Source organism: Pseudomonas sp. UBA7500, from assembly GCF_002478435.1.
Lineage (GTDB): Bacteria > Pseudomonadota > Gammaproteobacteria > Pseudomonadales > Pseudomonadaceae > Aquipseudomonas > Aquipseudomonas palmensis.
The window spans coordinates 49,555-72,955 of sequence record NZ_DLNW01000003.1 but is presented as its reverse complement, the minus strand read 5'-3'; the positions used below and the strand labels follow the sequence as shown (position 1 = coordinate 72,955).

Sequence of the window (23,401 nt, the reverse complement as noted above, 5' to 3'; positions counted from 1 at the left end):
CGAAAGGCGTTCACGCCCGTCATGAATTCAGTATCGACCAGGGCGCCGCTCAGCGCGTGATCATCGGCAGGTTCAGACCCTGCTCTTTCGCACAGTCGATGGCGATCTGATAACCGGCATCGGCATGGCGCATCACGCCGGTGGCCGGGTCGTTGTGCAGGACGCGGGCAATACGCTCGGCGGCTTCGTCGGTGCCGTCGCACACGATGACCATGCCCGAGTGCTGCGAGAAGCCCATGCCCACCCCGCCGCCGTGGTGCAGCGAGACCCAGGTCGCGCCGCTGGCGGTGTTGAGCAGGGCATTGAGCAGCGGCCAGTCGGACACGGCGTCGGAGCCGTCCTGCATGGCTTCGGTTTCACGGTTGGGGCTGGAGACGGAGCCGGAGTCCAGGTGGTCGCGGCCGATCACGATCGGTGCCGACAGCTCGCCGCTGCGCACCATTTCGTTGAACGCCAGGCCCAGCTTTGCGCGCAGGCCCAGGCCGACCCAGCAGATACGTGCCGGCAGGCCCTGGAAGCTGATGCGCTCGCGGGCCATGTCCAGCCAGTTGTGCAGGTGCGCGTCGTCGGGGATCAGTTCCTTGACCTTGGCGTCGGTCTTGTAGATGTCCTGGGCGTCGCCCGACAGCGCGGCCCAGCGGAACGGGCCCACGCCGCGGCAGAACAGCGGGCGGATATAGGCAGGTACGAAGCCGGGGAAGTCGAAGGCGTTGGTCACACCCTCTTCCTTGGCCATCTGACGAATGTTGTTGCCGTAGTCGAAGGTCGGGATGCCCTGCTTCTGGAAGTCGAGCATGGCCTGCACGTGCACGGCCATCGACTGCCTGGCAGCCTTGACCACCGCCGCCGGTTCGGTCTGCGCGCGGTCGCGGTACTGCTCCCAGGTCCAGCCGGCCGGCAGGTAGCCATTGAGCGGGTCGTGGGCGCTGGTCTGGTCGGTGACCATGTCGGGGCGCACGCCGCGCTTGACCAGCTCGGGCAGGATTTCGGCGGCATTGCCCAGCAGGGCGATGGAGATGGCCTTGCCTTCGCCCGTGTATCTGGCGATGCGCGCCAGGGCGTCGTCCAGGTCGGTGGCCTGTTCATCCACGTAGCGGCTGCTCAGGCGGAAGTCGATGCGGCTCTGCTGGCATTCGATGTTCAGCGAGCAGGCGCCGGCCAGGGTCGCGGCCAGTGGCTGCGCGCCGCCCATGCCGCCCAGGCCCGCGGTGAGCACCCACTTGCCCTTGAGGCTGCCGTTGTAGTGCTGGCGGCCGGCTTCGACGAAGGTTTCGTAGGTGCCCTGCACGATGCCCTGGCTGCCGATGTAGATCCAGCTGCCGGCGGTCATCTGGCCGTACATGGCCAGGCCCTTGGCATCGAGTTCGTTGAAATGTTCCCAGTTGGCCCAGTGCGGCACCAGGTTGGAGTTGGCGATCAGTACGCGCGGGGCGTTGCGGTGGGTCTTGAACACGCCGACCGGCTTGCCGGATTGCACCAGCAGGGTCTCGTCGTCATTCAGGTGGGTGAGGCTCTCGACGATCTTGTCATAGCACTCCCAGTTGCGCGCGGCGCGGCCGATGCCGCCGTACACCACCAGCTCCTTGGGGTTCTCGGCAACTTGCGGGTCGAGGTTGTTCATCAGCATGCGCAGCGGCGCTTCGGTCAGCCAGCTCTTGGCGGTGAGCTGGGTGCCGCGCGGGGCGCGAATTTCGACGTCACGGAATTTATTGTGCTTGTTCGTCACGTAAGGGCTCCTCGAGCGAAAGGCGAATTCGGGATGGCACTGCCATGGATGCAATACAAACATATATTTACTTGTATGTACAAGTACAGGCAACCAAAAAACAGTGTCGTCCGCTTCGCCGGCAAGGCCGGCTCCCACACGCAAAAAAAGAATGGAACCTGCAGGAGCCAGCCTTGCTGGCGAAGCCCTTAACGTTCGGTCAGCTCGATCAGGCAGATCTGCCCACTGACCTCGAACTCCAGCAACCCGTGGTTGCCGTCCAGCCGCAGGCAGTCATAGCGACCCAGCCACTGCTCGGCATGCCCTGCGACCTTGACCCGCACCCGCTCGTGCGCCGCGAACACCAGCAGCGTCTGGGCCGAGCTGTACACCCGGCTTTCACCCGGCAGCCACTGCAACCGCGCGGCAAACCGCTGCGGCGCGTAGATCAGGTTGAAGTCGCGAATCGGTCCGCCCAGCAGGTTGCAGCTCACTGCACTTTCGCCGCTGAAGGCGAAGGCATCGAACGCCAGCAGCTCGCGGCTGGCCTGGCCATCCACCATCAGGCGCATGCCATCGCCCTGCAGCACGCTGATCACGCGCTGATACCCGGCAAAGCTGGAGAACCCGCCCGACTCGGCGATGTCGGCAATCGACAGGCGCCAGCCAAAGCCCTCCAGGCCGGCCCCGCCATCGCGGGTGATCTCTTCGGTACTGCCGCCGCCGTTCTTCCACGGCATGCGCGGGTAGTCGGCGGCACGTAACAGGGTCAACGAACTCATTTGCTGAAGCGTCCTTCCAGGCGGTGACGGGAACCGGGGTGAATCAGGCGCGCCGCCGTGACCGGCTGGCGACCCGACCAGGTGCGCCGGCGGATCAGCAGGCACGGCTCGCCCGGCTCGATCTGCAGCAGGCGGCATTCCTCGGGTTCGGCCAGGATCGCCTCGACCACGTGCTCGCCTTCGGTCAGCGGCGCCACCTGGGACAGGTAGGCGTAGGGGGTCTGGCGGGTGAAGTCCTGCTTGAGGTAGTCCGGGGCGACCTGGGCGTTGACGAAGCGGTCCTCGATCTGCACCGGGATGCCGTTTTCGTAGTGCACGATCAGCGAATGGAACACCCGCTGCCCTTCGCGCATGTCCAGCGCCAGCGCCCGCTCCGAGCCTGCCGCCTCTTCGGTCAGGGTGATCACCTTGCAGCTGTGCTGGTGGCCGCGCGCGGCGATCTCGTCGGCGATGTTGTTGACCTCGAACAGCGCCGAGCGACTCTTGGGCTCGGCGACGAAGGTGCCGACGCCCTGCATGCGCACCAGCAGGCCTTCGGCGGTCAGCTCGCGCAAGGCGCGGTTGATGGTCATGCGGCTGAAGCCCAGCTCGGTGACCAGTTCGCTCTCGGACGGTACGCGGTGATGCGGCGGCCAGCTGCCGTTCTGGATCTGCTGGGCGATCATCTGCTTGACCCGCGCATACAGCGGCGCCGGGCCCTCGCCCATGTGGGCAACCAACGCGGAGACAGGAGGTGTCGACACGGCAAAAATCCTTGGTGATGAGTATGACCGGTAGAGTGCCGCAGTTTACCGGGCAGGCAAACGTCTGTATATGTATATACAAATAACCAGAAAAGGGTGGCGTACCGATGTCCGTGTTCTTTGCCGAACGTGCTTTGTTGCCTACAGGCTGGGCAGAAAACGTGCGAATCGAGACAGGCCCCGACGGCCTGTTGAATAGCGTACAGCCAGGCGCCTCGGCCGATGGCGCCGAGCGCCTGGCCGGGCCGTTGCTGCCGGGCATGCCGAACCTGCACTCGCACGCCTTCCAGCGCGCCATGGCCGGCCTGGCGGAAGTGGCCGGCAACCCCAACGACAGCTTCTGGACCTGGCGCGAGCTGATGTACCGGCTGGTGGGCCGGATCAGCCCCGAGCAACTGGGCATCATTGCGCGCCAGCTGTACATCGAGATGCTCAAGGCCGGCTACACCTCGGTGGCCGAATTCCATTACGTGCACCATGACGCCCAGGGCAAGGCCTATGCCGACCCGGCCGAACTGTCGCTGCGCATCAGCCAGGCCGCCGCCGACACCGGCATCGGCCTGACCTTGCTGCCGGTGCTGTACAGCCACTCGGGCTTCGGCGGGCAGGCGCCCAATGACGGGCAACGTCGCTTCATCAACGGCACCGAGCAGTACCTGCACCTGCACACGCAACTGGCGCCGCTGCTCGCCCAGCAACCGGCGCAGCGCCTGGGGCTGTGCTTTCACTCCCTGCGCGCGGTCACCCCGCAGCAGATCGCCCAGGTCATGGCTGCCGGCGACAAGGCCTGCCCGGTGCATATCCACATTGCCGAACAGCAGAAGGAAGTCGACGACTGCCTGGCCTGGAGTGGCCGCCGGCCATTGCAGTGGCTGTATGAAAACGTCGATGTCGACCAGCGCTGGTGCCTGGTGCACGCCACCCACGCCGAGCCCGACGAAGTCAGCGCCATGGCGCGCAGCAAGGCGGTGGCCGGCCTGTGCCTGACCACCGAGGCCAACCTGGGCGACGGCATCTTCCCTGCCGTCGACTATCTGGCCCAGGGCGGGCGCATGGGCATCGGCTCGGACAGCCATGTGTCGCTGAGCGTGGTGGAGGAATTGCGCTGGCTCGAATATGGCCAGCGCCTGCGCGACCAGCGGCGCAACCGGCTGCATGGGGCCGATCAGCCGATGGTGGGGCGCACCCTGTTCGATGCGGCCCTGGCCGGCGGTGCGCAGGCGCTGGGGCAGCCGGTTGGCGAGCTGGCGGTGGGCAGGCGGGCCGACTGGATCGTGCTGGATGGGGCCGATCCGTACATCGCTACGGCGAGCGGGGACGGTGTTCTCAATCGCTGGTTGTTTGCCGGCGGCGACCGGCAGGTGCGCGATGTGATGGTCAATGGCAAGTGGGTGGTGCAACAGGGGCGGCATGCGGGTGAAGAACAGAGTTCGCGGGCGTTTGCCGGGGTGCTTCGCGAAGTGCTGGGCTGAGCCAGAACCACGCCGTGATTATCGCGGGTCAAGCCCGCTCCCACAGGGTTTATGCTGATCCTGTGGGAGCGGGCTTGGCCCGCGAAGAGGCCCTCACTGACTGTGCGCGATGTCCCTGTCCGAAACCCGCCAGATCAGCCGCGTGGTGTCATACCCCTGCTGACGCGCCCGCGCCAGCAGGCTCTCGCGCTCCAGCGCCGGAATCGTCGGCGTGCGCGACAGTATCCACAGGTACTTGCGGTCCGGGTTACCCACCAGTGCCGTCTGGTAGTCCTTGTCCACGTACAGCACCCAGTAATCGCCCTTCGTCACCCCCGGCAGCAACCGCGAGAACCAGTTGTCGAACTCCACCCACAGCTTGTCGGTCTTGCCCTGCACCTGTGGCGTCGCCGTACCACTGGCCTCCTCCCACTCGCCCTCGAGCGTGATGCAGCGGTTGAGCACGCCCACCGTGCCGTCCGGCTTGAGGTTGTAATGCGCTTCGCTCTGCGCGCAATTGCGCTGGAAGAACATCGGCAACCGCGCCAGCTCGAACCACTTGCCCTGGTAACGCTTGAGGTCGACGCTGTCGACGGTCTTGGGCGGCAACGGCCCGTCGTCGCGCGAATGCGCACAACCGGTCAGCAGCAGGCCGGCGCACAGGCTCAACAGCAGGGGCAGGCGTTTCATTTGAGACCCTGCCCCGAGTACATCAGCACCTTGTCGGCGGCGTACTGCACGCTGATGAAGGCTTTCTGGTCGCCCCAGGTACAACTGGTCATGCCCAGCGCGCCGGAACACTCGGTGGGGCTGCCCAGCAGTCGCTCGACCTCGGCCTTGGGCATGCCGGCCTGGAGCTTGGAATAGTTTTCCTGGTTGATCTTGCTGCATGCGGCCAGCAACACGCACAACGACAACAGGGCGAGGGAACGCAACGACATGGGGTCACTCCTGAACATGAGGGTGCAAGCACGGGGCCTGACTCGAGCTTAGAAGCAAAAACCCCTATCCGGTTCCCGGCAACCCCATTTACCTGCACGGTTATCGTTGCCATTTGTCGACTAGTCGCACATCCGCCTCATTTTTTGCCCGGCGCGGACGACACAGGAGGGCGCTGCGACGTTTCGCCGCGCCCTCCCCGTTGACCGCCTTGTGCAGACAGACCTCGCAATGACCAAAAACCTGAAGTTCAGCCACAAGATCCTGCTGGCCGCCGCCCTTGTGGTCGCGGTGGCGTTTACCTGTTTCATCCTGTTCAACGATTACCGCCAGCGCCAGTCGCTGCGCAGCAACACCGAGGCCACGATGCAGGAGCTCGGCAGCCTTACCACCAGCAACATCCAGACCTGGCTGCAGAGCCGCATCCAGCTGCAGCATTCGTTTGCCCAGCAGGTGGCCGTGGATGGCCCCGGCAAGCCGAGCCTGGACCGGCTGATGGCGTTGCCGGTGTATGCCAGCAACTTCACCCTGACCTACTTCGGCGGCCAGGACGGCAGCATGCAATCGGTGCCCACGGGCAACCGCGCCGCCGACTACGACCCGCGGGTACGCGGCTGGTACAAGGGCGCCAGCGAGGCCGGGCGCAGCATCGTTACCGAACCCTACGTCTCGGCCTCCTCGGGCAAGCTGGTGATCACCATTGCCACCCCGGTGCAGCAGGCTGGCCGCCTGATCGGTGTCAGCGGTGCCGACACCGACCTGGACACCATCAGCAGCATCATCAACTCGCTGAACTTCGACGGCCACGGCCTGGCGTTCATCGTCAATGCCGAGGGCAAGATCCTGATCCACCCGGACAGCTCGCTGACCCTCAAGCGCCTGGCCGATGCCTACCCGCAGGGCACGCCGCAGCCGGGTAGCGGCCTCAAGGAAGTCGAGCAGGACGGGCGCCGGCAGTTCATCAGCTTCACCCGCGTCAACGGCGTGCCTTCGGCCGACTGGTACGTGGCGATGGTGGTCGACCAGGACTACGCCTTTGCCATGCTCGGCGAGTTTCGGACCTCGGCCATCGTGGCCACGGCCATCGCCGTGCTGATCATCATCGCCTTGCTCGGCGTGCTGATCCGCGTCCTGATGGAGCCGCTGCATGTGATGGGCCGCGCCATGCACGATATCGCCGAAGGCGAAGGCGACCTGACCCGGCGCCTGCGCATTCATGCCCATGACGAGTTCGGCGCGCTGGGCTCCTCGTTCAACCGCTTCGTGGAACGTATCCACAACTCGATCAGCGAAGTGTCCTCGGCCACCGGTCGGGTCAATGAAGTGGCCCTGCGCGTGGTCAGCGCCTCGAACGCGTCGATCCACAATGCCGACCAGCAGTCGGGCCGCACCAGCAGCGTGGCGGCGGCGATCAACCAGCTGGGCGCCGCCGCCCATGAGATCGCCCACAACGCCGCCCTTGCCTCACAGCACTCCAGCGAAGCACGCAACCTGGCCGAGGACGGCCAGCAGGTGGTCGACCAGACCATTGCGGTGATGAACCAGCTGTCGAGCAAGATCAGCGACGCCAGCACCCATATCGAGACGCTCAACGCCAACACGGTGAACATCGGCCAGATTCTCGAGGTGATCAGCGGCATTTCCCAGCAGACCAACCTGCTGGCACTGAACGCGGCCATCGAGGCGGCACGTGCCGGCGAGGCCGGTCGCGGGTTTGCGGTGGTGGCCGACGAGGTGCGCAACCTGGCCCACCGTACCCAGGACTCGGCGCAACAGGTGCAGAAGATCATCGAGCAGTTGCAGGCCGGCGCACAGGTGGCGGTGGGCACCATGACCGAGAGTCAGCGCCAGAGCGAGCACAGCGTGGGCATTGCCAACCAGGCCGGCGAGCGCCTGGGCAGCGTGACCGTGCGCATTGGCGAAATCGACGGGATGAACCAGTCGGTGGCCACCGCCACCGAAGAGCAGACGGCCGTGGTGGAATCGATCAATGTCGACATCACCGAGATCAATACGCTGAATCAGGAAGGGGTGGAGAATTTGCAGGCGACGCTGCGGGCCTGCAATGACCTGCAGAGCCAGGTGGACAGGTTGAAGCAGCTGGTGGGCAGCTTCAGGATCTAGGGTGAAACAATCGCGGGTCAAGCCCGCTCCCACAAGGACAGCGATAGTCCTAGTGGGAGCGGGCTTGACCCGCGATTGGGTTCAGCTCAGAACCGCGAGCCCGGCTCCAGCAGAAAGTCCATCTCTTCATCGGTGCTCGGGCGCCCCAGCACCAGGTTGCGGTGCGGGAAGCGGCCAAACCGCGCAATCACCCGCTGGTGCTGCTCGGCATAGTCCAGGAAACCTTCGAACAGGCGCCGGTCACTGTCCGGCTGCGCATCCAGCAGCAACTGATAGCGCTCGATGCTGATGTTCTGCCAGTCCAGCACCTCGGCATGCTCCAGTACCAGCAGGATGAACACCCGCTGGATCGGCAGCAGCTGGTAGTCCCAGGCCTTGTCCAGGCCCTGCATCACCAGCACCTGCGCACGCCGGTCGCCATCGAAGGCGTGCTGCGTGTCGCGGTGGATCATGCGGGGCAGCTGGTCCAGCAGCAGCACCAGGCCCAGCCAGCCCTGGGGGCTTGCCAGCCATTCGTCCAGCTCGCCGGCCAGCGCCTGCGCGGCCAGCTCGCCGAAGCGCTCGCGCGCCTCGTCGTCGTGGTGCTTGCCGAACCACAGCGTACTCTTCTCGTCAGCCACGGCCTGGGGGCTGGTGCCCCAGCCGAACCACCACTCCAGCAACGGCTGCCAAGGTGCGAGCATGATTTACTCCTGGTGATAACCGGTGACGCGCTCGACTTCCTGCTTCGAACCCAGGAACACCGCCACACGCTGGTGCAGGCTCTCGGGCTGGATGTCGAGGATGCGCTGGCGACCGTCGGTGGAAGCACCGCCGGCCTGTTCGATGATGAACGACATCGGGTTGGCTTCGTACATCAGGCGCAGCTTGCCCGGCTTGGATGGCTCGCGCGCATCGCGCGGGTACATGAACAGGCCGCCACGGGTCAGGATGCGGTGCACGTCGGCAACCATCGAGGCGATCCAGCGCATGTTGTAGTTCTTTTTCAGCGGGCCGGTCTCGCCAGCCAGCAGTTCGCCCACATAGCGGGTCACCGGGGCTTCCCAGTGGCGCTGGTTGGACATGTTGATGGCGAACTCGGCGGTGGTTTCCGGCACCTGGATGTTCTCGTGGGTCAGCACGAAACTGCCCAGCTCGCGGTCCAGGGTGAAGCCCTTGACGCCGTTGCCCAGGGTCAGGATCAGCATGGTCTGCGGGCCGTAGATCGCGTAACCGGCGGCCACCTGCTTGGTGCCCGGCTGCAGGAAGGCCTGTTCGTTGAGGCTTTCGTTCTGGCTCAGGTACTCGTTGGGGCAGCGCAGTACCGAGAAGATGGTGCCGACCGAGACGTTGACGTCGATGTTCGACGAACCGTCCAGCGGGTCGAATACCAACAGGTAGGCACCCTTGGGGTACTTGCCCGGGATCTGGTAGGCATTGTCCATCTCTTCGGACGCCATGCCGGCCAGGTGGCCGCCCCACTCGTTGGCTTCGAGCAGGATGTCGTTGGAAATCACGTCCAGTTTCTTCTGGACTTCGCCCTGCACGTTTTCAGTGCCCATGCTGCCCAGCACGCCGCCCAGGGCGCCCTTGGACACGTTGTGGCTGATTTCCTTGCACGCACGCGCCACCACTTCGATAAGGAAGCGCAGATCGGCAGGGGTGCTGTTGCTGCGGGTCTGCTCAATCAGATAGCGACTCAGGGTAACGCGGGACATGTAAGGCTCCGGAGGATGGGGTAGAAAAAACCCACGCAGTTTACAGGGAGAGTGAAGCGCTAGCGAGCAATAGGACATGCTCGCCCGATCAGACGACACATCGGCCCGAAGGTTCACGCCCCCGGGCCCGATGCCAGGCGCCTACTCCAGCGCGTTCCAGATCTCCCCGGCGTATTCGCGAATGGTGCGGTCCGACGAGAACCAGCCCATGCGCGCGGTATTGAGCACGGCCGAGCGCCACCACTGCTGGGGGTCGTGCCACAGCTCCTCGACGCGGCGCTGGGCCTCCCAGTAGGCATCGAAGTCGGCGCACACCAGGAAGCGGTCATACGGCACCAGTGAATCGATCAGCCCCACGTAGCGCGCCGGGTCGTCCGGCGAGAACACCCCGCCGCGGATCGCCTGGAGCACGTCGTTGAGCCGGTACGAGGCGCCGATGGCGGAGCTGGCACCGAAATCGCCGCTGCGCTTGCGCGCCTCCACCTGCTGGGAGGTCAGGCCGAAGATGAACATGTGCTCGGCCCCCACCTGCTCGCACATCTCGACGTTGGCGCCGTCCAGGGTGCCGATGGTCAGCGCGCCATTGAGGCCGAACTTCATGTTGCTGGTGCCCGAAGCCTCGTAGCCGGCGGTGGAGATCTGCTCGGACAGGTCCGCCGCCGGGATGATGCTCTCGGCCAGGCTCACGTTGTAGTTGGGCAGGAACACCACCTTGAGCAGCCCGCGCACGGTCGGGTCGTTGTTGACCACCCTGGCGATGTCGTTGGCCAGCTTGATGATCAGCTTGGCCTGGTGATAGCTGGCGGCGGCCTTGCCGGCGAAGATCTTCACCCGCGGCGCCCAGTGCGTGCCCGGCTCGGCGCGGATCGCCTGGTACAGCGCCACGGTATGCAGCAGGTTGAGCAACTGGCGCTTGTATTCGTGGATGCGCTTGACCTGCACATCGAACATCGCCTCGGGGTCGACCGTGATGCCCAGGCGCTCCTGGATCAGGTTGGCCAGGGCCTTCTTGCTGTGCAGGCGCTGCTGGGCGAAGGCCTTGCGAAACGCCGGCTTGTCGGCGAACGGTTCGAGGCGCCGCAGGTGCTTCTCGGGGTCGTCCAGCACCTCGGGCCCCAGCGCCTCCACCAGCATGCGGGTGAGCGGCGGGTTGGCCTGGTACAGCCAGCGGCGGAAGGTGATGCCGTTGGTCTTGTTGTTGATCCGCTCGGGGTAGAGCTTGTGCAGTTCGGCGAACACGGTGCTGCGCATCAGCTTGGTGTGCAGCCCCGACACGCCGTTGACGCTGTGCGACCCGAGGAACGCCAGGTTGCCCATGCGCACCCGCCGGCCGTTGTCCTCCTCGATCAGCGACACCGCGCGCAGCACGTCGAAGTCATGGATGCCCTTGGCCCGCAGCGCGTCGATATGAAAGGCGTTGATCAGGTAGATGATCTGCATGTGGCGCGGCAGCATGCGCTCCATCAGCCCCACCGACCAGGTTTCCAGCGCCTCGGGCAGCAGGGTGTGGTTGGTGTAGGCCAGGGTGTCGACGGTGAGCTGCCAGGCGGTGTCCCACGGCAGTTCGTGCTGGTCCACCAGCAGGCGCATCAGCTCGGCCACGGCAATCGAGGGGTGGGTGTCGTTGAGCTGGATGGCGGCCTTTTCGTGCAGGTTGAGCAGCGTGGGGTTCATGTTCAGGTGGCGGCGCAGCAGGTCCTGCAGCGAGGCCGAGACGAAGAAGTACTCCTGGCGCAGGCGCAGCTCCTGGCCGGCCTCGGTGCTGTCGGCCGGGTACAGTACCCGCGAGATGCTCTCGGCGCGGGCCACTTCGGCTACCGCGCCCAGGTGGTCGCCGGCATTGAAACGCTCCAGGTGCAGCTCTTCCAGGGCCCGTGCGCGCCACAGGCGCAGGGTATTGACGCTGGCACCACGCCAGCCCACCACGGGCGTGTCGTAGGCCACCGCACGCACCGTTTCGGCCGGCCACCACACCTGGCGCGGCTGGCCGGATTCGTCGTGCCGGGTCTCGACGCTGCCGCCGAAACTGATCGGGTAGATCACCTCGGCACGCTCGAACTCCCAGGGGTTGCCGAAATCCAGCCAGTTTTCGGTCTGCTCCTGCTGCCAGCCGTCGACCACGGCCTGGCGAAACAGCCCGTGCTCATAGCGGATACCGTAGCCGTGGGCGGCAATGCCCAGGGTCGACATGCTCTCCATGAAGCACGCCGCCAGGCGCCCGAGGCCGCCGTTGCCCAGCGCCGCGTCGGGTTCGAGCAGGCGGATGCGCTCCAGGTCCACGTCCAGCCCGGTCATTGCTTCACGGGCGATGTCCAGCAGGCCGAGGTTGCTCAGGCTGTCGTACAGCAGGCGGCCGATGAGAAATTCGAGGGAGAGGTAATAGACGCGCTTCTGGCTCTTGCGGTAGATCTGCCGCGTGTGGTCCATCCAGTGGTCGACCATGTGGTCGCGGGCGGCCAGGGCGATGGCCTCGAACCAGTCGTGGTCGAAGGCGTGCTCGGGGTCCTTGCCGACGGCATAGGTCAGTTTTTCCAGTACAGCGGTGCGAAAGGCAGCCACCTGTGCGTCACGTGCGAGTGGTTCCTGAGACATACGACGTCCTCGGGCAAGTTGACGAATGCGGATGGGGATTTCTCAGCCTAGACGGTTCGACCGGGCGCGGTAGCGCGGGTTCGTTTGTTTCTGTGCAAAAGCGGTACCGGGTTGGCACGAACCCGGCAAATGGTTGTTCACATTTTGACCAACTCCGGTATGATCGCGCGCCCACCCGACCATCTGAAAAACCGAACCTGATGAAACCGACCCTGATTGCCGCCGCCGAACTCGACCGCCTGGATACCTGGCAGAGGTATTCCAGCCACATGTGCGGGGGCTGCATGTCCAGTTGCTGCACCTTGCCGGTGGAGGTCAAGCTCACGGATCTGATCCGCATTGGCGTGGTGGACGAATTCGAACGGGGCGAGCCGCCCAAGAACATCGCCAAGCGCCTGCAGAAGGATGGGATCGTCGAGCGCTTCAACCAGAAGTCCGGGATCTTCACCTTACAGCGCATGAGCAACGACGATTGCCTGTACCTGGACCGCAAGACGCGGTTCTGCACCATTTACGACAAGCGCCCCGACACCTGCCGCAACCACCCAAGGATCGGCCCGCGGCCGGGGTACTGCGCGTACAAGCCAAAGCCCGTGGCCCGCTGAAAAGCATCGCGGGTCAAGCCCGCTCCCACAAGGTTGTGCATTTACCTGTGGGAGCGGGCTTGACCCGCGATTCGGCCAGCGCAAGTTTCAGGCCTTGCACAAACAAAAACGCCCCCGGCCTTTCGACCGGGGGCGTTTTCATTCAGCCTGAGCTAACTCAGTTCTTGGCTTTCTTGGCAGCGCGGGTACGCTCGCCTTCGTCCAGGATCTTCTTGCGCAGACGGATCGACTTGGGCGTGACTTCGCACAGCTCGTCGTCCTGGATGAATTCCAGGGCCTGTTCCAGGGTGAAGCGAACAGGTGGTACCAGAGCGATGGTTTCGTCTTTGCCCGAAGCACGCATGTTGTCGAGCTTCTTGCCCTTGGTAGGGTTGACGCCCAGGTCGTTGTCACGGCTGTTCAGACCGACGATCTGACCGTTGTAGATCTCCTGGCCGTGCTCGACGAACAGCTTGCCGCGCGCCTGCAGGGTTTCCAGCGAGTAGGTCAGCGCCTTGCCGGTCTCTACCGATACCAGTACGCCGTTCTGACGGCCGGACATGTGGCCGGACTTCATTGGCGCGTAGCGATCGAAGATCGAGGTCAGGATGCCTGCACCGTTGGTCAGGGTCAGGAACTGGTTGCGGAAGCCGATCAGACCACGGGCTGGAATGTTGTATTCCAGACGTACACGGCCCTTGCCATCCGGCACCATGTTGGTCAGGTCGCCTTTACGCAGGCCCATTTCTTCCATGACCTTGCCCTGCGAATCTTCAGGGATGTCGATGGTGACGTTCTCGAACGGCTCGTGCTTGGCACCGTCGACTTCGCGGATGATCACTTCCGGACGACCAACACCCATTTCGAAGCCTTCGCGACGCATGGTTTCGATCAGTACCGACAGGTGCAGCTCACCACGGCCCGATACCTTGAACTTGTCGGCCGAGTCGCCTTCTTCAACGCGCAGTGCAACGTTGTACAGCAGCTCCTTGTCCAGACGCTCCTTGATGTTGCGGCTGGTGACGAACTTGCCTTCCTTACCGCAGAACGGCGAGTCGTTGACCTGGAAGGTCATCGAAACGGTCGGCTCGTCGACGGTCAGCGGCTTCATCGCCTCGACTGCGTCCGGGGAGCACAGGGTGTCGGAGATGAACAGCTCGTCGAAACCGCTGATGCAGACGATGTCGCCAGCCTGGGCTTCTTCGACGTCGACGCGGTGCAGGCCGTGGTGACCCATCAGCTTGAGGATACGACCGTTGCGGCGCTTGCCGTCAACGTCGATGGCCACAACCGGGGTGTTCGGCTTGACGCGACCACGGGCGATGCGGCCAACACCGATCACGCCCAGGAAGCTGTTGTAGTCCAGTGCCGAGATCTGCATCTGGAACGGACCGTCGCGGTCGACGCTTGGCGCTGGCACGTTGTCGACGATCGACTGGTACAGCGGGGTCATGTCTTCGGCCATTTCGGTGTGGTCCAGACCGGCAATGCCGTTCAGGGCCGAGGCGTAGACGACCTTGAAGTCCAGCTGTTCGTCGGTGGCACCCAGGTTGTCGAACAGGTCGAAGATCTGGTCCAGAACCCAGTCAGGACGCGCGCCCGGACGGTCGACCTTGTTGATCACCACGATCGGACGCAGGCCGGCTTCGAAAGCCTTCTTGGTCACGAAACGGGTTTGCGGCATAGGGCCGTCCTGGGCGTCTACCAGCAGCAGCACGGAGTCGACCATCGACATCACGCGCTCTACTTCACCACCGAAGTCGGCGTGGCCCGGGGTATCCACGATGTTGATGTGGTAGCCGTTCCAGTTGATGGCGGTGTTTTTCGCCAGAATGGTAATGCCGCGCTCTTTTTCCTGGTCGTTGGAGTCCATCACGCGCTCGTCGTTGAGCTCGTTGCGCTCCAGGGTGCCGGACTGACGCAGCAGTTTGTCTACCAGGGTGGTCTTGCCATGGTCAACGTGGGCGATGATGGCGATGTTGCGTAGATTTTCGATCACTTGTGTATCTCGATCAGAGGATTCGGGTTGCCGCCCAGTCTAGGCGGCGAATGTGAATGAACGGCGCTCAACGGGCTCGTCGGTCGGGAGGGCGATGGCGGATACTGCCGCCATACAACCCCGGCATCTTATGTCGGACGATAAACGCGCACATTGGCATGCCCCTCACTCAGTAGATGGTGGGCATGCAGGCGACTCATCACTCCCTTGTCGCAATACAGCAAGTACTGGCGCGTGGGGTCCAGCTCCTTGAAGCGACTGTTGAGGGCGTAGAACGGCAAGGCCTTGACCTCGATGCCGTCCAGTTCCAGAGGCTGGTCTTCCTGGGCGTCGGGGTGACGAATGTCGATCACCACCTGCCCGGCCAGCGCCTGGCTGACTTCTTCGATCTGGATATCCTGGCCCAGTTCATCGATCACGTGGTCGATGGACACCAGGCGGGCGCGTTCCAGGGCGCGCTCGAGCACGGCCATGTCGAACTGCTTCTCTTCATGGTCGACGCGGTGACGCTTGGCACAGGTGGTCGGGTTCACCGAGATCACGCCGCAGTACTCGGGCATGTGCTTGGCGAACTCGGCGGTGCCGATTTCATTGGCCTGGTCGATGATGTCCTGCTTGTGGCTGGCCAGCAGCGGGCGCAGCACCAGCTTCTCGGTGGCCGAGTCGATCACCGCCAGGTTGGGCAATGTCTGGCTGGACACCTGGGAAATCGCCTCGCCGGTGACCAGCGCGTCGATCTGCAGGCGGTCGGCGATGTTGGTGGCGGCGCGCAGCATCATGCGCTTGAGGGTCACGCCCATGTAGCTGTTGTCGACCTTGCCGAGGATCTCGCCCACCACCTCTTCGAACGGCACGCTGACGAACAGCACGCGCTGGCTGCTGCCGTACTTCTTCCACAGGTAGTGCGCGACTTCCATCACGCCCAGCTCGTGGGCACGGCCGCCCAGGTTGAAGAAGCAGAAGTGGGTCATCAGGCCGCGGCGCATCATCTGGTAGGCCGCCACGGTGGAGTCGAAGCCGCCGGACATCAGCACCAGGGTCTGCTCCAGCGCGCCCAGCGGGTAGCCGCCGATGCCCTTGTGCTGGTTGTGGATCACGTACAGGCGCTTGTCGCGGATCTCGATGCGCACTTCCACTTCGGGGTTGCGCAGGTCGATGCCGGCGGCGCCGCACTGCTGGCGCAGCTGGCTGCCGACATAGCGGTCGACGTCCATCGAGCTGAAATCATGGTGGCCGCCGCGCTTGCAGCGCACGGCAAAGTGCTTGCCGGCCAGCAGGTGGCCGAAATGCGTCTTGCACTTGGCGACGATATCGTCGAAGTCGCCCAGCGGGTACTCATCGACCTGGAGGAAATGCGCGATGCCCGGCATGCAGCTCAGGCGCTCGGTCATTTCGCGCAGTACCTTCTCGTCGTCCAGGCGGGTGACCACCTCCAGATTGTCCCAGACACCATCGACCGCGAGCGCAGGATCCAGGTCCTTGAGCACGGTGCGGATGTTGCGGCCCAGTTGACGGATGAAGCGCTTGCGAACCGGGCGGCTCTTGATGGTGATCTCTGGAAAGACTTTGACGATTAGTTTCATGAAAACAGCGCGCGCGTGGCCAGCCGAAAAAGAAGGGGCGCGGATTATAGCGGAATTCGCTCAAGCTTTGAGCAACTTTTGTACAGAAGGTTTCACGCGCACCATTTTGGGTCACTCAAACGAAAAAACGCCTCCTAAGAGTGCAGGAAAAACCCCTGAAGCGCCGTTGGCACCCGTAAACGCGTGAGAATGGGGCGAAAAACCCAACTCGGGGCACTGGCATGCAATTTGCTCCCTTGTGAGGCAGGTTGCCTTGGCCGACTATTCGCGCCCGGCATCACCCAAATTACAAGGGCTGCACAGGCACGCTCTACCCCACCCGGAGGACACCATGTCGAAGTCGGTTCAACTCATCAAAGATCATGACGTTAAATGGATTGATCTGCGCTTCACTGACACCAAGGGCACCCAGCACCACGTCACCATGCCAGCCCGTGACGCGCTGGAAGACGACTTCTTCGAAGCCGGCAAGATGTTCGACGGTTCCTCCATCGCTGGCTGGAAAGGCATCGAAGCCTCCGACATGATCCTGATGCCGGACGACTCCACCGCCGTGCTCGACCCGTTCACCGAAGAGCCGACCCTGATCCTGGTCTGCGACATCATCGAACCGTCGACCATGCAAGGCTACGACCGCGACCCGCGCGCCATCGCCAAGCAGGCCGAAGAGTTCCTGCGCTCCACCGGCATCGGCGACACCGTATTCGCAGGCCCAGAGCCTGAGTTCTTCATCTTCGACGAAGTGAAGTTCAAGTCCGACATTTCGGGCTCGATGTTCAAGATCTACTCCGAGCAGGGCTCGTGGATGTCCGACCAGGACGTGGAAGGTGGCAACAAGGGCCACCGTCCAGGCGTCAAGGGCGGCTACTTCCCGGTTCCGCCGTTCGACCACGACCACGAGATCCGTACTGCCATGTGCAACGCACTGGAAGAAATGGGCCAGGTCGTCGAAGTGCACCACCACGAAGTGGCGACTGCCGGTCAGAACGAAATCGGCGTCAAGTTCAACACCCTGGTGAAAAAAGCTGACGAAGTTCAGACCCTGAAATACGTCGTGCACAACGTTGCCGACGCCTATGGCCGCACCGCTACCTTCATGCCAAAACCGCTGTACGGCGACAACGGCTCGGGCATGCACGTGCACATGTCGATCTGGAAAGACGGCAAGAACACCTTCGCCGGCGAAGGCTATGCCGGCCTGTCCGATACCGCCCTGTACTTCATCGGCGGCATCATCAAGCACGGCAAGGCCCTGAACGGCTTCACCAACCCGTCGACCAACTCCTACAAGCGTCTGGTCCCGGGCTTCGAAGCCCCGGTCATGCTGGCCTACTCGGCACGCAACCGTTCTGCCTCGATCCGCATTCCTTACGTGTCGAGCCCCAAGGCCCGCCGTATCGAAGCGCGCTTCCCGGACCCGGCGGCCAACCCGTACCTGGCCTTCGCTGCGCTGCTGATGGCCGGCCTGGACGGCATCCAGAACAAGATCCACCCAGGCGATGCCGCCGACAAGAACCTGTACGACCTGCCGCCTGAAGAGGCCAAAGAGATCCCGCAGGTCTGTGGCAGCCTGAAGGAAGCCCTGGAAGAGCTGGACAAGGGCCGTGCGTTCCTGACCAAGGGCGGCGTGTTCTCCGACGAGTTCATCGATGCCTACATCGCCCTGAAAAGCGAAGAAGAAATCAAGGTGCGCACCTTCGTACACCCACTGGAATACGAGCTGTACTACAGCTGCTAAGCCAGTGACGCTCGCTCACGCGGCGTAACGAGAGAGGCCTCCCATTCGGGAGGCCTTTTTTTTGCGCTGACTTCATCGCGGGTCAAGCCCGCTGCCACAAACCAGTGGGAGCGAGCTTGACCCGCGATGAAGTCAGCAGTGCTCTACAATGGTGCACAAGGCAGCGCTACCCCTGCACCAACAGCCCATTTTGGTTCAAAAACAGCCTGCAACCTGTTAACCCAGTCATTTTTTGCGCAGCCAAGGCTCGGTTTCAGGGAATTGCGCTTCTTTTCGGAGCCTTGGTTTGGTTCTTGCATTTTCCTGGCATCAGCCGATTACCAGCGCGCGCCACCCTGGCCCCGATCAGGGCGGTACTGTGCCAAAAGAGGTCAACGACGCCCCATGACCATCAGCGATGCACTGCACCGACTGCTACTGGACAACCTGACCACTGCCACCATTCTGCTCAATGCCGAATTGCGCCTGGAGTACATGAACCCGGCAGCGGAAATGCTCCTGGCCATCAGCGGCCAGCGCAGCCACGGGCAGTTCATCAGCGAGCTGTTCACCGAATCGACCGAAGCGCTCAACTCGCTGCGCCAGGCCGTGGAGCACGCGCACCCGTTCACCAAGCGCGAAGCCATGCTCACCGCCCTCACCGGCCAGACCCTGACCGTCGACTACGCCGTCACCCCGATCCTCAACCACGGCCGCACCCTGCTGCTGCTCGAAGTGCACCCGCGCGACCGCCTGCTGCGCATCACCAAGGAAGAGGCGCAGCTGTCCAAGCAGGAAACCACCAAGATGCTGGTGCGCGGCATGGCCCACGAAATCAAGAACCCGCTGGGCGGCATCCGTGGCGCCGCGCAGCTGCTGGCCCGCGAACTGCCCGACAACGGCCTCAAGGACTACACCAACGTCATCATCGAAGAGGCCGACCGCCTGCGTAACCTGGTCGACCGCATGCTCGGCTCCAACAAACTGCCGTCGCTGGCCATGACCAACATCCACGAAGTGCTCGAGCGCGTGTGCAGCCTGGTGGAGGCCGAAAGCCAGGGCGGCATCACCCTGGTGCGCGACTACGACCCGAGCCTGCCCGACGTGCTGGTGGACCGCGAGCAGATGATCCAGGCCGTACTCAACATCGTGCGCAACGCCATGCAGGCCATCAGCGGGCAGAACGAGCTGCGCCTGGGCCGCATCACCCTGCGCAGCCGCGCCATGCGCCAGTTCACCATCGGCCACACCCGCCACCGCCTGGTGGCGCGCATCGAAATCATCGACAACGGCCCGGGTATCCCCGCGGAACTGCAGGACACCCTCTTCTATCCCATGGTCAGCGGTCGCCCGGACGGTACCGGGCTGGGCCTGGCCATCACCCAGAACATCATCAGCCAGCACCAGGGCCTGATCGAATGTGACAGCCACCCTGGCCACACCACCTTCTCGATCTTCCTGCCGCTGGAACAAGGAGCCACTTCTTCATGAGCCGAAGCGAAACCGTCTGGATCGTCGACGACGACCGCTCCATCCGTTGGGTCCTGGAAAAAGCCCTGCAACAGGAAGGCATGACCACCCAGAGCTTCGACAGTGCCGATGGGGTCATGAGCCGCCTGGCCCGCCAGCAGCCGGACGTGATCATCTCCGACATTCGCATGCCCGGTGCCAGCGGCCTGGACCTGCTGGCGCAGATCCGCGAGCAGCACCCGCGTCTGCCGGTGATCATCATGACCGCGCACTCGGACCTGGACAGCGCCGTGGCCTCGTACCAGGGCGGCGCGTTCGAGTACCTGCCCAAGCCATTCGACGTGGACGAGGCAGTGTCGCTGGTCAAGCGCGCCAACCAGCACGCCCAGGAACAGCAGGGCATGGCCGAGCCCCAGGCGCTGACCCGCACCCCGGAAATCATCGGCGAAGCGCCGGCTATGCAGGAGGTGTTTCGCGCCATCGGCCGGCTCAGCCATTCCAACATCACCGTGCTGATCAACGGCGAATCGGGCACCGGCAAGGAGTTGGTGGCCCACGCCCTGCACCGTCACAGCCCACGCGCCGCCTCGCCGTTCATCGCGCTGAACATGGCGGCGATCCCCAAGGACCTGATGGAGTCCGAGCTGTTCGGCCATGAAAAGGGCGCGTTCACCGGCGCGGCCAACCTGCGCCGCGGGCGTTTCGAGCAGGCCGACGGCGGCACGCTGTTTCTCGACGAGATCGGCGACATGCCGGCCGACACCCAGACCCGCCTGCTGCGCGTGCTGGCCGATGGCGAGTTCTACCGGGTGGGCGGGCATGTGCCGGTGAAGGTGGACGTGCGCATCATTGCCGCCACCCACCAGAACCTGGAAACCCTGGTGCAGGCCGGCAAGTTCCGTGAAGACCTGTTCCACCGCCTGAACGTGATCCGCATCCACATCCCGCGCCTGGCCGACCGGCGCGAAGACATCCCGACCCTGGCCCGGCACTTTCTGGGGCGTGCGGCGCAGGAGCTGTCGGTGGAGCCCAAGCTGCTCAAGCCGGAGACCGAGGAGTTCATGCGCAACCTGCCGTGGCCGGGCAACGTGCGCCAGCTGGAGAACACCTGCCGCTGGATCACGGTGATGGCCTCGGGGCGCGAGGTGCATATCGGCGACTTGCCGCCGGAGCTGCTGAACCTGCCGCAGGACGCGGCGCCGGTGACCAACTGGGAGCAGGCGCTGCGCCAGTGGGCCGACCAGGCGCTGAGCCGTGGCCAGTCGAACCTGCTGGACAGCGCAGTGCCGAGTTTCGAGCGGATCATGATCGAGACGGCGCTCAAGCACACCGCCGGGCGGCGGCGCGATGCAGCGGTGCTGCTGGGCTGGGGGCGCAACACCCTGACGCGCAAGATCAAGGAACTGGGCATGAAGGTCGACGGCGGGGACGACGAGGGCGACGACGAGGCCTGACTCAGGGGCCTCTTCGCCGGCAAGGCCTGCTCCTACAAACGCCGCCGTACCTGTAGGAGCCGGCCTTGCCGGCAAAGGGCTTGCCCCATTGCTGCACCATGCCTGCCCCCGCTGCACCGCCTGAAGGCAAAAATACCCCTCACAACCGCATCAAACCCTGCAAAACCCCTGGTTCCATTGCCCCAGGCCAACTTGGCACACCCCCTGCATATACCTAAGCACAACCCAGTTTTGGGGACCTTGGTACAGGCAGGCCGGGGAATCCCCTCTTTTATTCGTGCAGTTTCACCTGCACCCTCCAGCGGCCCTGCACCGGCTCGCCGGCCCAGTCGCCGCGCAGCGGCCGGGCCGCCACCAGGCTCAGCAACAGGCCCTGGTCGCTGTTCTGCAGGCGCCAGCTCACGGGCTTGCCCGCCAACTGCAACTGACCCTTCTGGCTCCGCCCACTGGCCTGGAACACCAACGCCAGCGTGCCCTCGACCTCCTCGCCATGCAGTTGCGGCTCTTCGTTGAACCACAGGTTCAGGCCATCGGCCACCACCTCCACCCGCTCCAGTACCCGTGGTTCAGGCGCGGTGAGGCGGCCGATCATCAGGCCAACCAGCATGCCGAACAGGGCCATGGAGAACAGCACCCGCGGCCACAGTTTCGAACGCGGGTCCGGTTCGGGGGTAGAATGCTCGTCATCTTTATGCTCGGAGCCGTGCATGTTTCACGTCATCCTTTTTCAACCGGAAATTCCACCGAATACCGGCAACATTATACGGCTGTGCGCCAACAGCGGCTGCCAACTGCACCTGATCGACCCGATCGGCTTCGAACTGGACGACAAGCGCCTGCGCCGTGCGGGCCTGGATTACCACGAGTACGCCACCCTCAAGCGCCACAGCGACCTGCCCAGCTGCCTCGATAGCCTGGGCAACCCGCGCCTGTTCGCCTTCACCACCAAGGGCTCGCGGCCGTTTCACGACGTGGCCTTCGCCCCCGGCGACGCCTTTCTGTTCGGCCCCGAAAGCCGTGGCCTGCCGCCCGAGGTGCTCGACCCGCTGGGCAGCGACCAGCGCCTGCGCCTGCCCATGCGTGAAGGCTGCCGCAGCCTGAACCTGTCCAACACCGTGGCCGTGGCGGTGTACGAAGCCTGGCGCCAGCAAGGTTTTGCCTGAGGCATGAAAAAAGCGCCCCGAAGGGCGCTTTCAACGTACCGCAGTCAGCTTACTGCAGCGAAGGCGCTTCGCCTGCTTCCTGCATGCGCTGCATCTCTTGCGCGTACAGGGCATCGAAGTTCACCGGCGACAGCATCAGGGCCGGGAACGAACCACGGGTCACCAGGTTGTCCAGCGCTTCACGCGCATACGGGAACAGGATGTTCGGGCAGAACGCGCCCAGGGTGTGGCTCATCGAAGCCGGGTCGAGGTTCTTGATCAGGAAGATACCCGCCTGCTGAACTTCGGCGATGAAGGCAACCTCCTCACCGTTCTTGACCGTGACCGACAGGGTCAGCACGACCTCGTGGAAGTCGCCTTCCAGGCCTTTCTGCTTGGTGTTCAGGTCCAGCGCGACGCTCGGTTCCCACTGCTGGCGGAAGATCGCCGGGCTTTTCGGCGCTTCGAACGACAGGTCACGCACATAGATGCGCTGCAGGGAGAATTGCGGGGAGCTTTCGTCGGCTGCCGCAGCGCCGTTGTTCTGTTCTTCAGTCATGACAGATCCTTCTTTGCAGGGTCTTGTAGGGAATTCAGGCCTTGAGCAGCGCGTCGAGCTTGCCGGCGCGCTCAAGGGCAAACAGGTCGTCGCAACCGCCGACGTGGGTGCTGCCGATCCAGATCTGCGGCACCGAGGTGCGGCCGGCCTTCTGGCTCATCTCTGCGCGCAGCTGGGGCTTGCCATCGACCTTGATCTCTTCGAAGGCCACACCTTTGCTGGACAGCAGCTGCTTGGCACGCGAGCAGTAAGGGCAGTAGTCGCTGGAGTAGACGATGACGTTGCTCATGTCACTTCACCAGCGGCAGGTTGTCGGCCTTCCAGCTCGACACGCCGCCCGACAGCTTGGCGGCGTTGAAGCCGGCCTTGAGCAGGTCGCGGCACACGGCGCCGGCGTGCTGGCCCAGGTTGTCGACCACGATCAGGGTCTTGGTCGCCTTGTGCTTTTCCAGCTCGCCGATACGCGCGGCGAACTTGTCCTGCGGGATGTTCAGCGCGCCGACGATGTGCCCGGCGGAGAACTCCTTGCTGGCACGGATATCGATGACCAGGCCCTTGTCGGCGTTGACCAGCGCGGTCAGTTCGCCGTTGCTCAGGCTGCGGCCGCCCTTGCGCGCTTCGGTGACGATCAGCAGGACCAGCAGAACGACGAAGATACCAACCAGCAGATAGTGAGATGTCGCGAATTCGATCAGGTGAGCAACCATCAGAGGGTTCCGGGCCGTTAAAAATGATGGGCAGTATACACAGCACCCAAGGCCGGCCAAAGCCCACCGGCACTGGTTGTCGACAGTAATTCTCATTGCCGGGCTGCTACCCGTCGGGCGGCAATGGCGGGCGCGCAAGGTTAATTCGTCACT

The 23,401-nt window shown here is 64.0% G+C and carries 21 protein-coding genes and 1 pseudogene; 8 read left to right on the top strand and 14 right to left on the bottom strand.

Annotated elements, in window-relative coordinates; translation table 11 throughout:
- Positions 1–49: 49 nt before the first annotated feature.
- The 3 genes from hutU to hutC form a co-directional block, all read right to left on the bottom strand.
- Positions 50–1,726 carry a urocanate hydratase gene (gene hutU, locus B4I46_RS03250; RefSeq protein WP_286898617.1) on the bottom strand — a complete coding sequence of 559 codons (1,677 nt, stop codon included), beginning with the start codon at positions 1,724–1,726 and terminating at the stop codon, positions 50–52.
- A 188-nt stretch (positions 1,727–1,914) separates the two neighbouring features.
- Positions 1,915–2,487, bottom strand: a complete 573-nt coding sequence (locus B4I46_RS03245; RefSeq protein WP_116052515.1) for a HutD family protein — start codon at positions 2,485–2,487, stop codon at positions 1,915–1,917.
- Positions 2,484–3,194 (bottom strand): histidine utilization repressor, encoded by a 711-nt coding sequence (hutC, locus tag B4I46_RS03240; RefSeq protein WP_162484873.1) that lies wholly within the window; start codon positions 3,192–3,194, stop codon positions 2,484–2,486. Before hutC ends, B4I46_RS03245 begins: the two co-directional genes overlap by 4 nt.
- A gap of 143 nt (positions 3,195–3,337) precedes the next feature.
- On the opposite strand from hutC, the gene B4I46_RS03235 reads away from it, so the two are divergent.
- On the top strand, positions 3,338–4,702 hold the full coding sequence (locus B4I46_RS03235; RefSeq protein ID WP_286898616.1) for a formimidoylglutamate deiminase: 1,365 nt from the start codon (positions 3,338–3,340) through the stop codon (positions 4,700–4,702).
- 93 nt (positions 4,703–4,795) lie between these two features.
- Here B4I46_RS03235 and B4I46_RS03230 read toward each other — a convergent pair whose 3' ends face one another.
- Both B4I46_RS03230 and bamE read right to left on the bottom strand, forming a co-directional pair.
- Positions 4,796–5,371, bottom strand: coding sequence for a lipocalin family protein (locus B4I46_RS03230; RefSeq protein ID WP_043862183.1), 576 nt, complete (start codon positions 5,369–5,371; stop codon positions 4,796–4,798).
- Positions 5,368–5,622, bottom strand: coding sequence for an outer membrane protein assembly factor BamE domain-containing protein (bamE, locus tag B4I46_RS03225; RefSeq protein ID WP_043862184.1), 255 nt, complete (start codon positions 5,620–5,622; stop codon positions 5,368–5,370). Before bamE ends, B4I46_RS03230 begins: the two co-directional genes overlap by 4 nt.
- 229 nt (positions 5,623–5,851) lie before the next feature.
- Here bamE and B4I46_RS25530 point away from each other — a divergent pair.
- Together B4I46_RS25530 and B4I46_RS25525 are read left to right on the top strand one after the other, a co-directional pair.
- Positions 5,852–6,886 (top strand): annotated as a pseudogene (locus B4I46_RS25530) (HAMP domain-containing protein); the annotation flags it as partial.
- The gene (locus B4I46_RS25525; RefSeq protein WP_370409076.1) at positions 6,884–7,744 is read left to right on the top strand and encodes a methyl-accepting chemotaxis protein; all 861 of its coding nucleotides are present in this window, start codon (positions 6,884–6,886) and stop codon (positions 7,742–7,744) included. The pseudogene B4I46_RS25530 and the gene B4I46_RS25525, both read left to right, overlap by 3 nt.
- An 86-nt stretch (positions 7,745–7,830) precedes the next feature.
- On the opposite strand, the gene B4I46_RS03215 is transcribed toward B4I46_RS25525, so the two are convergent.
- The 3 genes from B4I46_RS03215 to B4I46_RS03205 all read right to left on the bottom strand — a co-directional run bounded on the left by B4I46_RS03215 (position 7,831) and on the right by B4I46_RS03205 (position 12,033).
- On the bottom strand, positions 7,831–8,427 hold the full coding sequence (locus B4I46_RS03215; protein WP_043862186.1) for a DUF924 family protein: 597 nt from the start codon (positions 8,425–8,427) through the stop codon (positions 7,831–7,833).
- A gap of 3 nt (positions 8,428–8,430) precedes the next feature.
- A complete protein-coding gene (locus B4I46_RS03210; protein ID WP_043862187.1) occupies positions 8,431–9,441 on the bottom strand; it encodes a class 1 fructose-bisphosphatase in 1,011 nt (336 codons plus the stop codon).
- Positions 9,442–9,582: 141 nt separating this feature from the next.
- Complete coding sequence (locus B4I46_RS03205) at positions 9,583–12,033, bottom strand: glycogen/starch/alpha-glucan phosphorylase (protein WP_058541651.1); 2,451 nt, start codon at positions 12,031–12,033, stop codon at positions 9,583–9,585.
- 200 nt (positions 12,034–12,233) lie between these two features.
- Here B4I46_RS03205 and B4I46_RS03200 point away from each other — a divergent pair, with 200 nt between their 5' ends.
- Positions 12,234–12,638: a YkgJ family cysteine cluster protein gene (locus B4I46_RS03200; RefSeq protein ID WP_043862189.1), complete on the top strand. Its 405-nt coding sequence runs from the start codon at positions 12,234–12,236 to the stop codon at positions 12,636–12,638.
- Positions 12,639–12,795: 157 nt separating this feature from the next.
- Here B4I46_RS03200 and typA read toward each other — a convergent pair whose 3' ends face one another.
- Together typA and thiI are read right to left on the bottom strand one after the other, a co-directional pair.
- Positions 12,796–14,616 (bottom strand): translational GTPase TypA, encoded by a 1,821-nt coding sequence (gene typA / locus B4I46_RS03195; protein ID WP_210013908.1) that lies wholly within the window; start codon positions 14,614–14,616, stop codon positions 12,796–12,798.
- A gap of 128 nt (positions 14,617–14,744) precedes the next feature.
- Positions 14,745–16,199 carry a tRNA uracil 4-sulfurtransferase ThiI gene (thiI, locus tag B4I46_RS03190; RefSeq protein WP_043862191.1) on the bottom strand — a complete coding sequence of 485 codons (1,455 nt, stop codon included), beginning with the start codon at positions 16,197–16,199 and terminating at the stop codon, positions 14,745–14,747.
- Between the two features lie 331 nt (positions 16,200–16,530).
- On the opposite strand from thiI, the gene glnA reads away from it, so the two are divergent.
- From glnA to ntrC, 3 genes are all read left to right on the top strand, one after another.
- The gene (gene glnA / locus B4I46_RS03185; RefSeq protein ID WP_043862192.1) at positions 16,531–17,937 is read left to right on the top strand and encodes a glutamate--ammonia ligase; all 1,407 of its coding nucleotides are present in this window, start codon (positions 16,531–16,533) and stop codon (positions 17,935–17,937) included.
- Between the two features lie 384 nt (positions 17,938–18,321).
- On the top strand, positions 18,322–19,407 hold the full coding sequence (gene glnL / locus B4I46_RS03180; RefSeq protein ID WP_043862193.1) for a nitrogen regulation protein NR(II): 1,086 nt from the start codon (positions 18,322–18,324) through the stop codon (positions 19,405–19,407).
- Entirely contained in the window at positions 19,404–20,840 is a 1,437-nt protein-coding gene (ntrC, locus tag B4I46_RS03175) for a nitrogen regulation protein NR(I) (RefSeq protein WP_043862194.1), read from the top strand. The genes glnL and ntrC overlap by 4 nt, the downstream gene beginning before the upstream one ends.
- Positions 20,841–21,111: 271 nt before the next feature.
- Here ntrC and B4I46_RS03170 read toward each other — a convergent pair whose 3' ends face one another.
- Complete coding sequence (locus B4I46_RS03170; protein WP_058541653.1) at positions 21,112–21,549, bottom strand: hypothetical protein; 438 nt, start codon at positions 21,547–21,549, stop codon at positions 21,112–21,114.
- On the opposite strand from B4I46_RS03170, the gene B4I46_RS03165 reads away from it, so the two are divergent.
- Positions 21,548–22,003, top strand: a complete 456-nt coding sequence (locus B4I46_RS03165; RefSeq protein WP_286898612.1) for a tRNA (cytidine(34)-2'-O)-methyltransferase — start codon at positions 21,548–21,550, stop codon at positions 22,001–22,003. The genes B4I46_RS03170 and B4I46_RS03165 overlap by 2 nt on opposite strands.
- Positions 22,004–22,052: 49 nt before the next feature.
- On the opposite strand, the gene secB is transcribed toward B4I46_RS03165, so the two are convergent.
- Genes secB through B4I46_RS03150 form a run of 3 tightly spaced genes read right to left on the bottom strand, consistent with a single transcriptional unit; the run spans position 22,053 to position 23,248 of the window.
- A complete protein-coding gene (gene secB / locus B4I46_RS03160) occupies positions 22,053–22,541 on the bottom strand; it encodes a protein-export chaperone SecB (RefSeq protein WP_043862197.1) in 489 nt (162 codons plus the stop codon).
- Positions 22,542–22,575: 34 nt separating this feature from the next.
- Positions 22,576–22,830 carry a glutaredoxin 3 gene (gene grxC, locus B4I46_RS03155; RefSeq protein ID WP_043862198.1) on the bottom strand — a complete coding sequence of 85 codons (255 nt, stop codon included), beginning with the start codon at positions 22,828–22,830 and terminating at the stop codon, positions 22,576–22,578.
- Between the two features lies 1 nt (position 22,831).
- Positions 22,832–23,248: a rhodanese-like domain-containing protein gene (locus tag B4I46_RS03150; protein ID WP_043862199.1), complete on the bottom strand. Its 417-nt coding sequence runs from the start codon at positions 23,246–23,248 to the stop codon at positions 22,832–22,834.
- Positions 23,249–23,401: the final 153 nt, after the last annotated feature.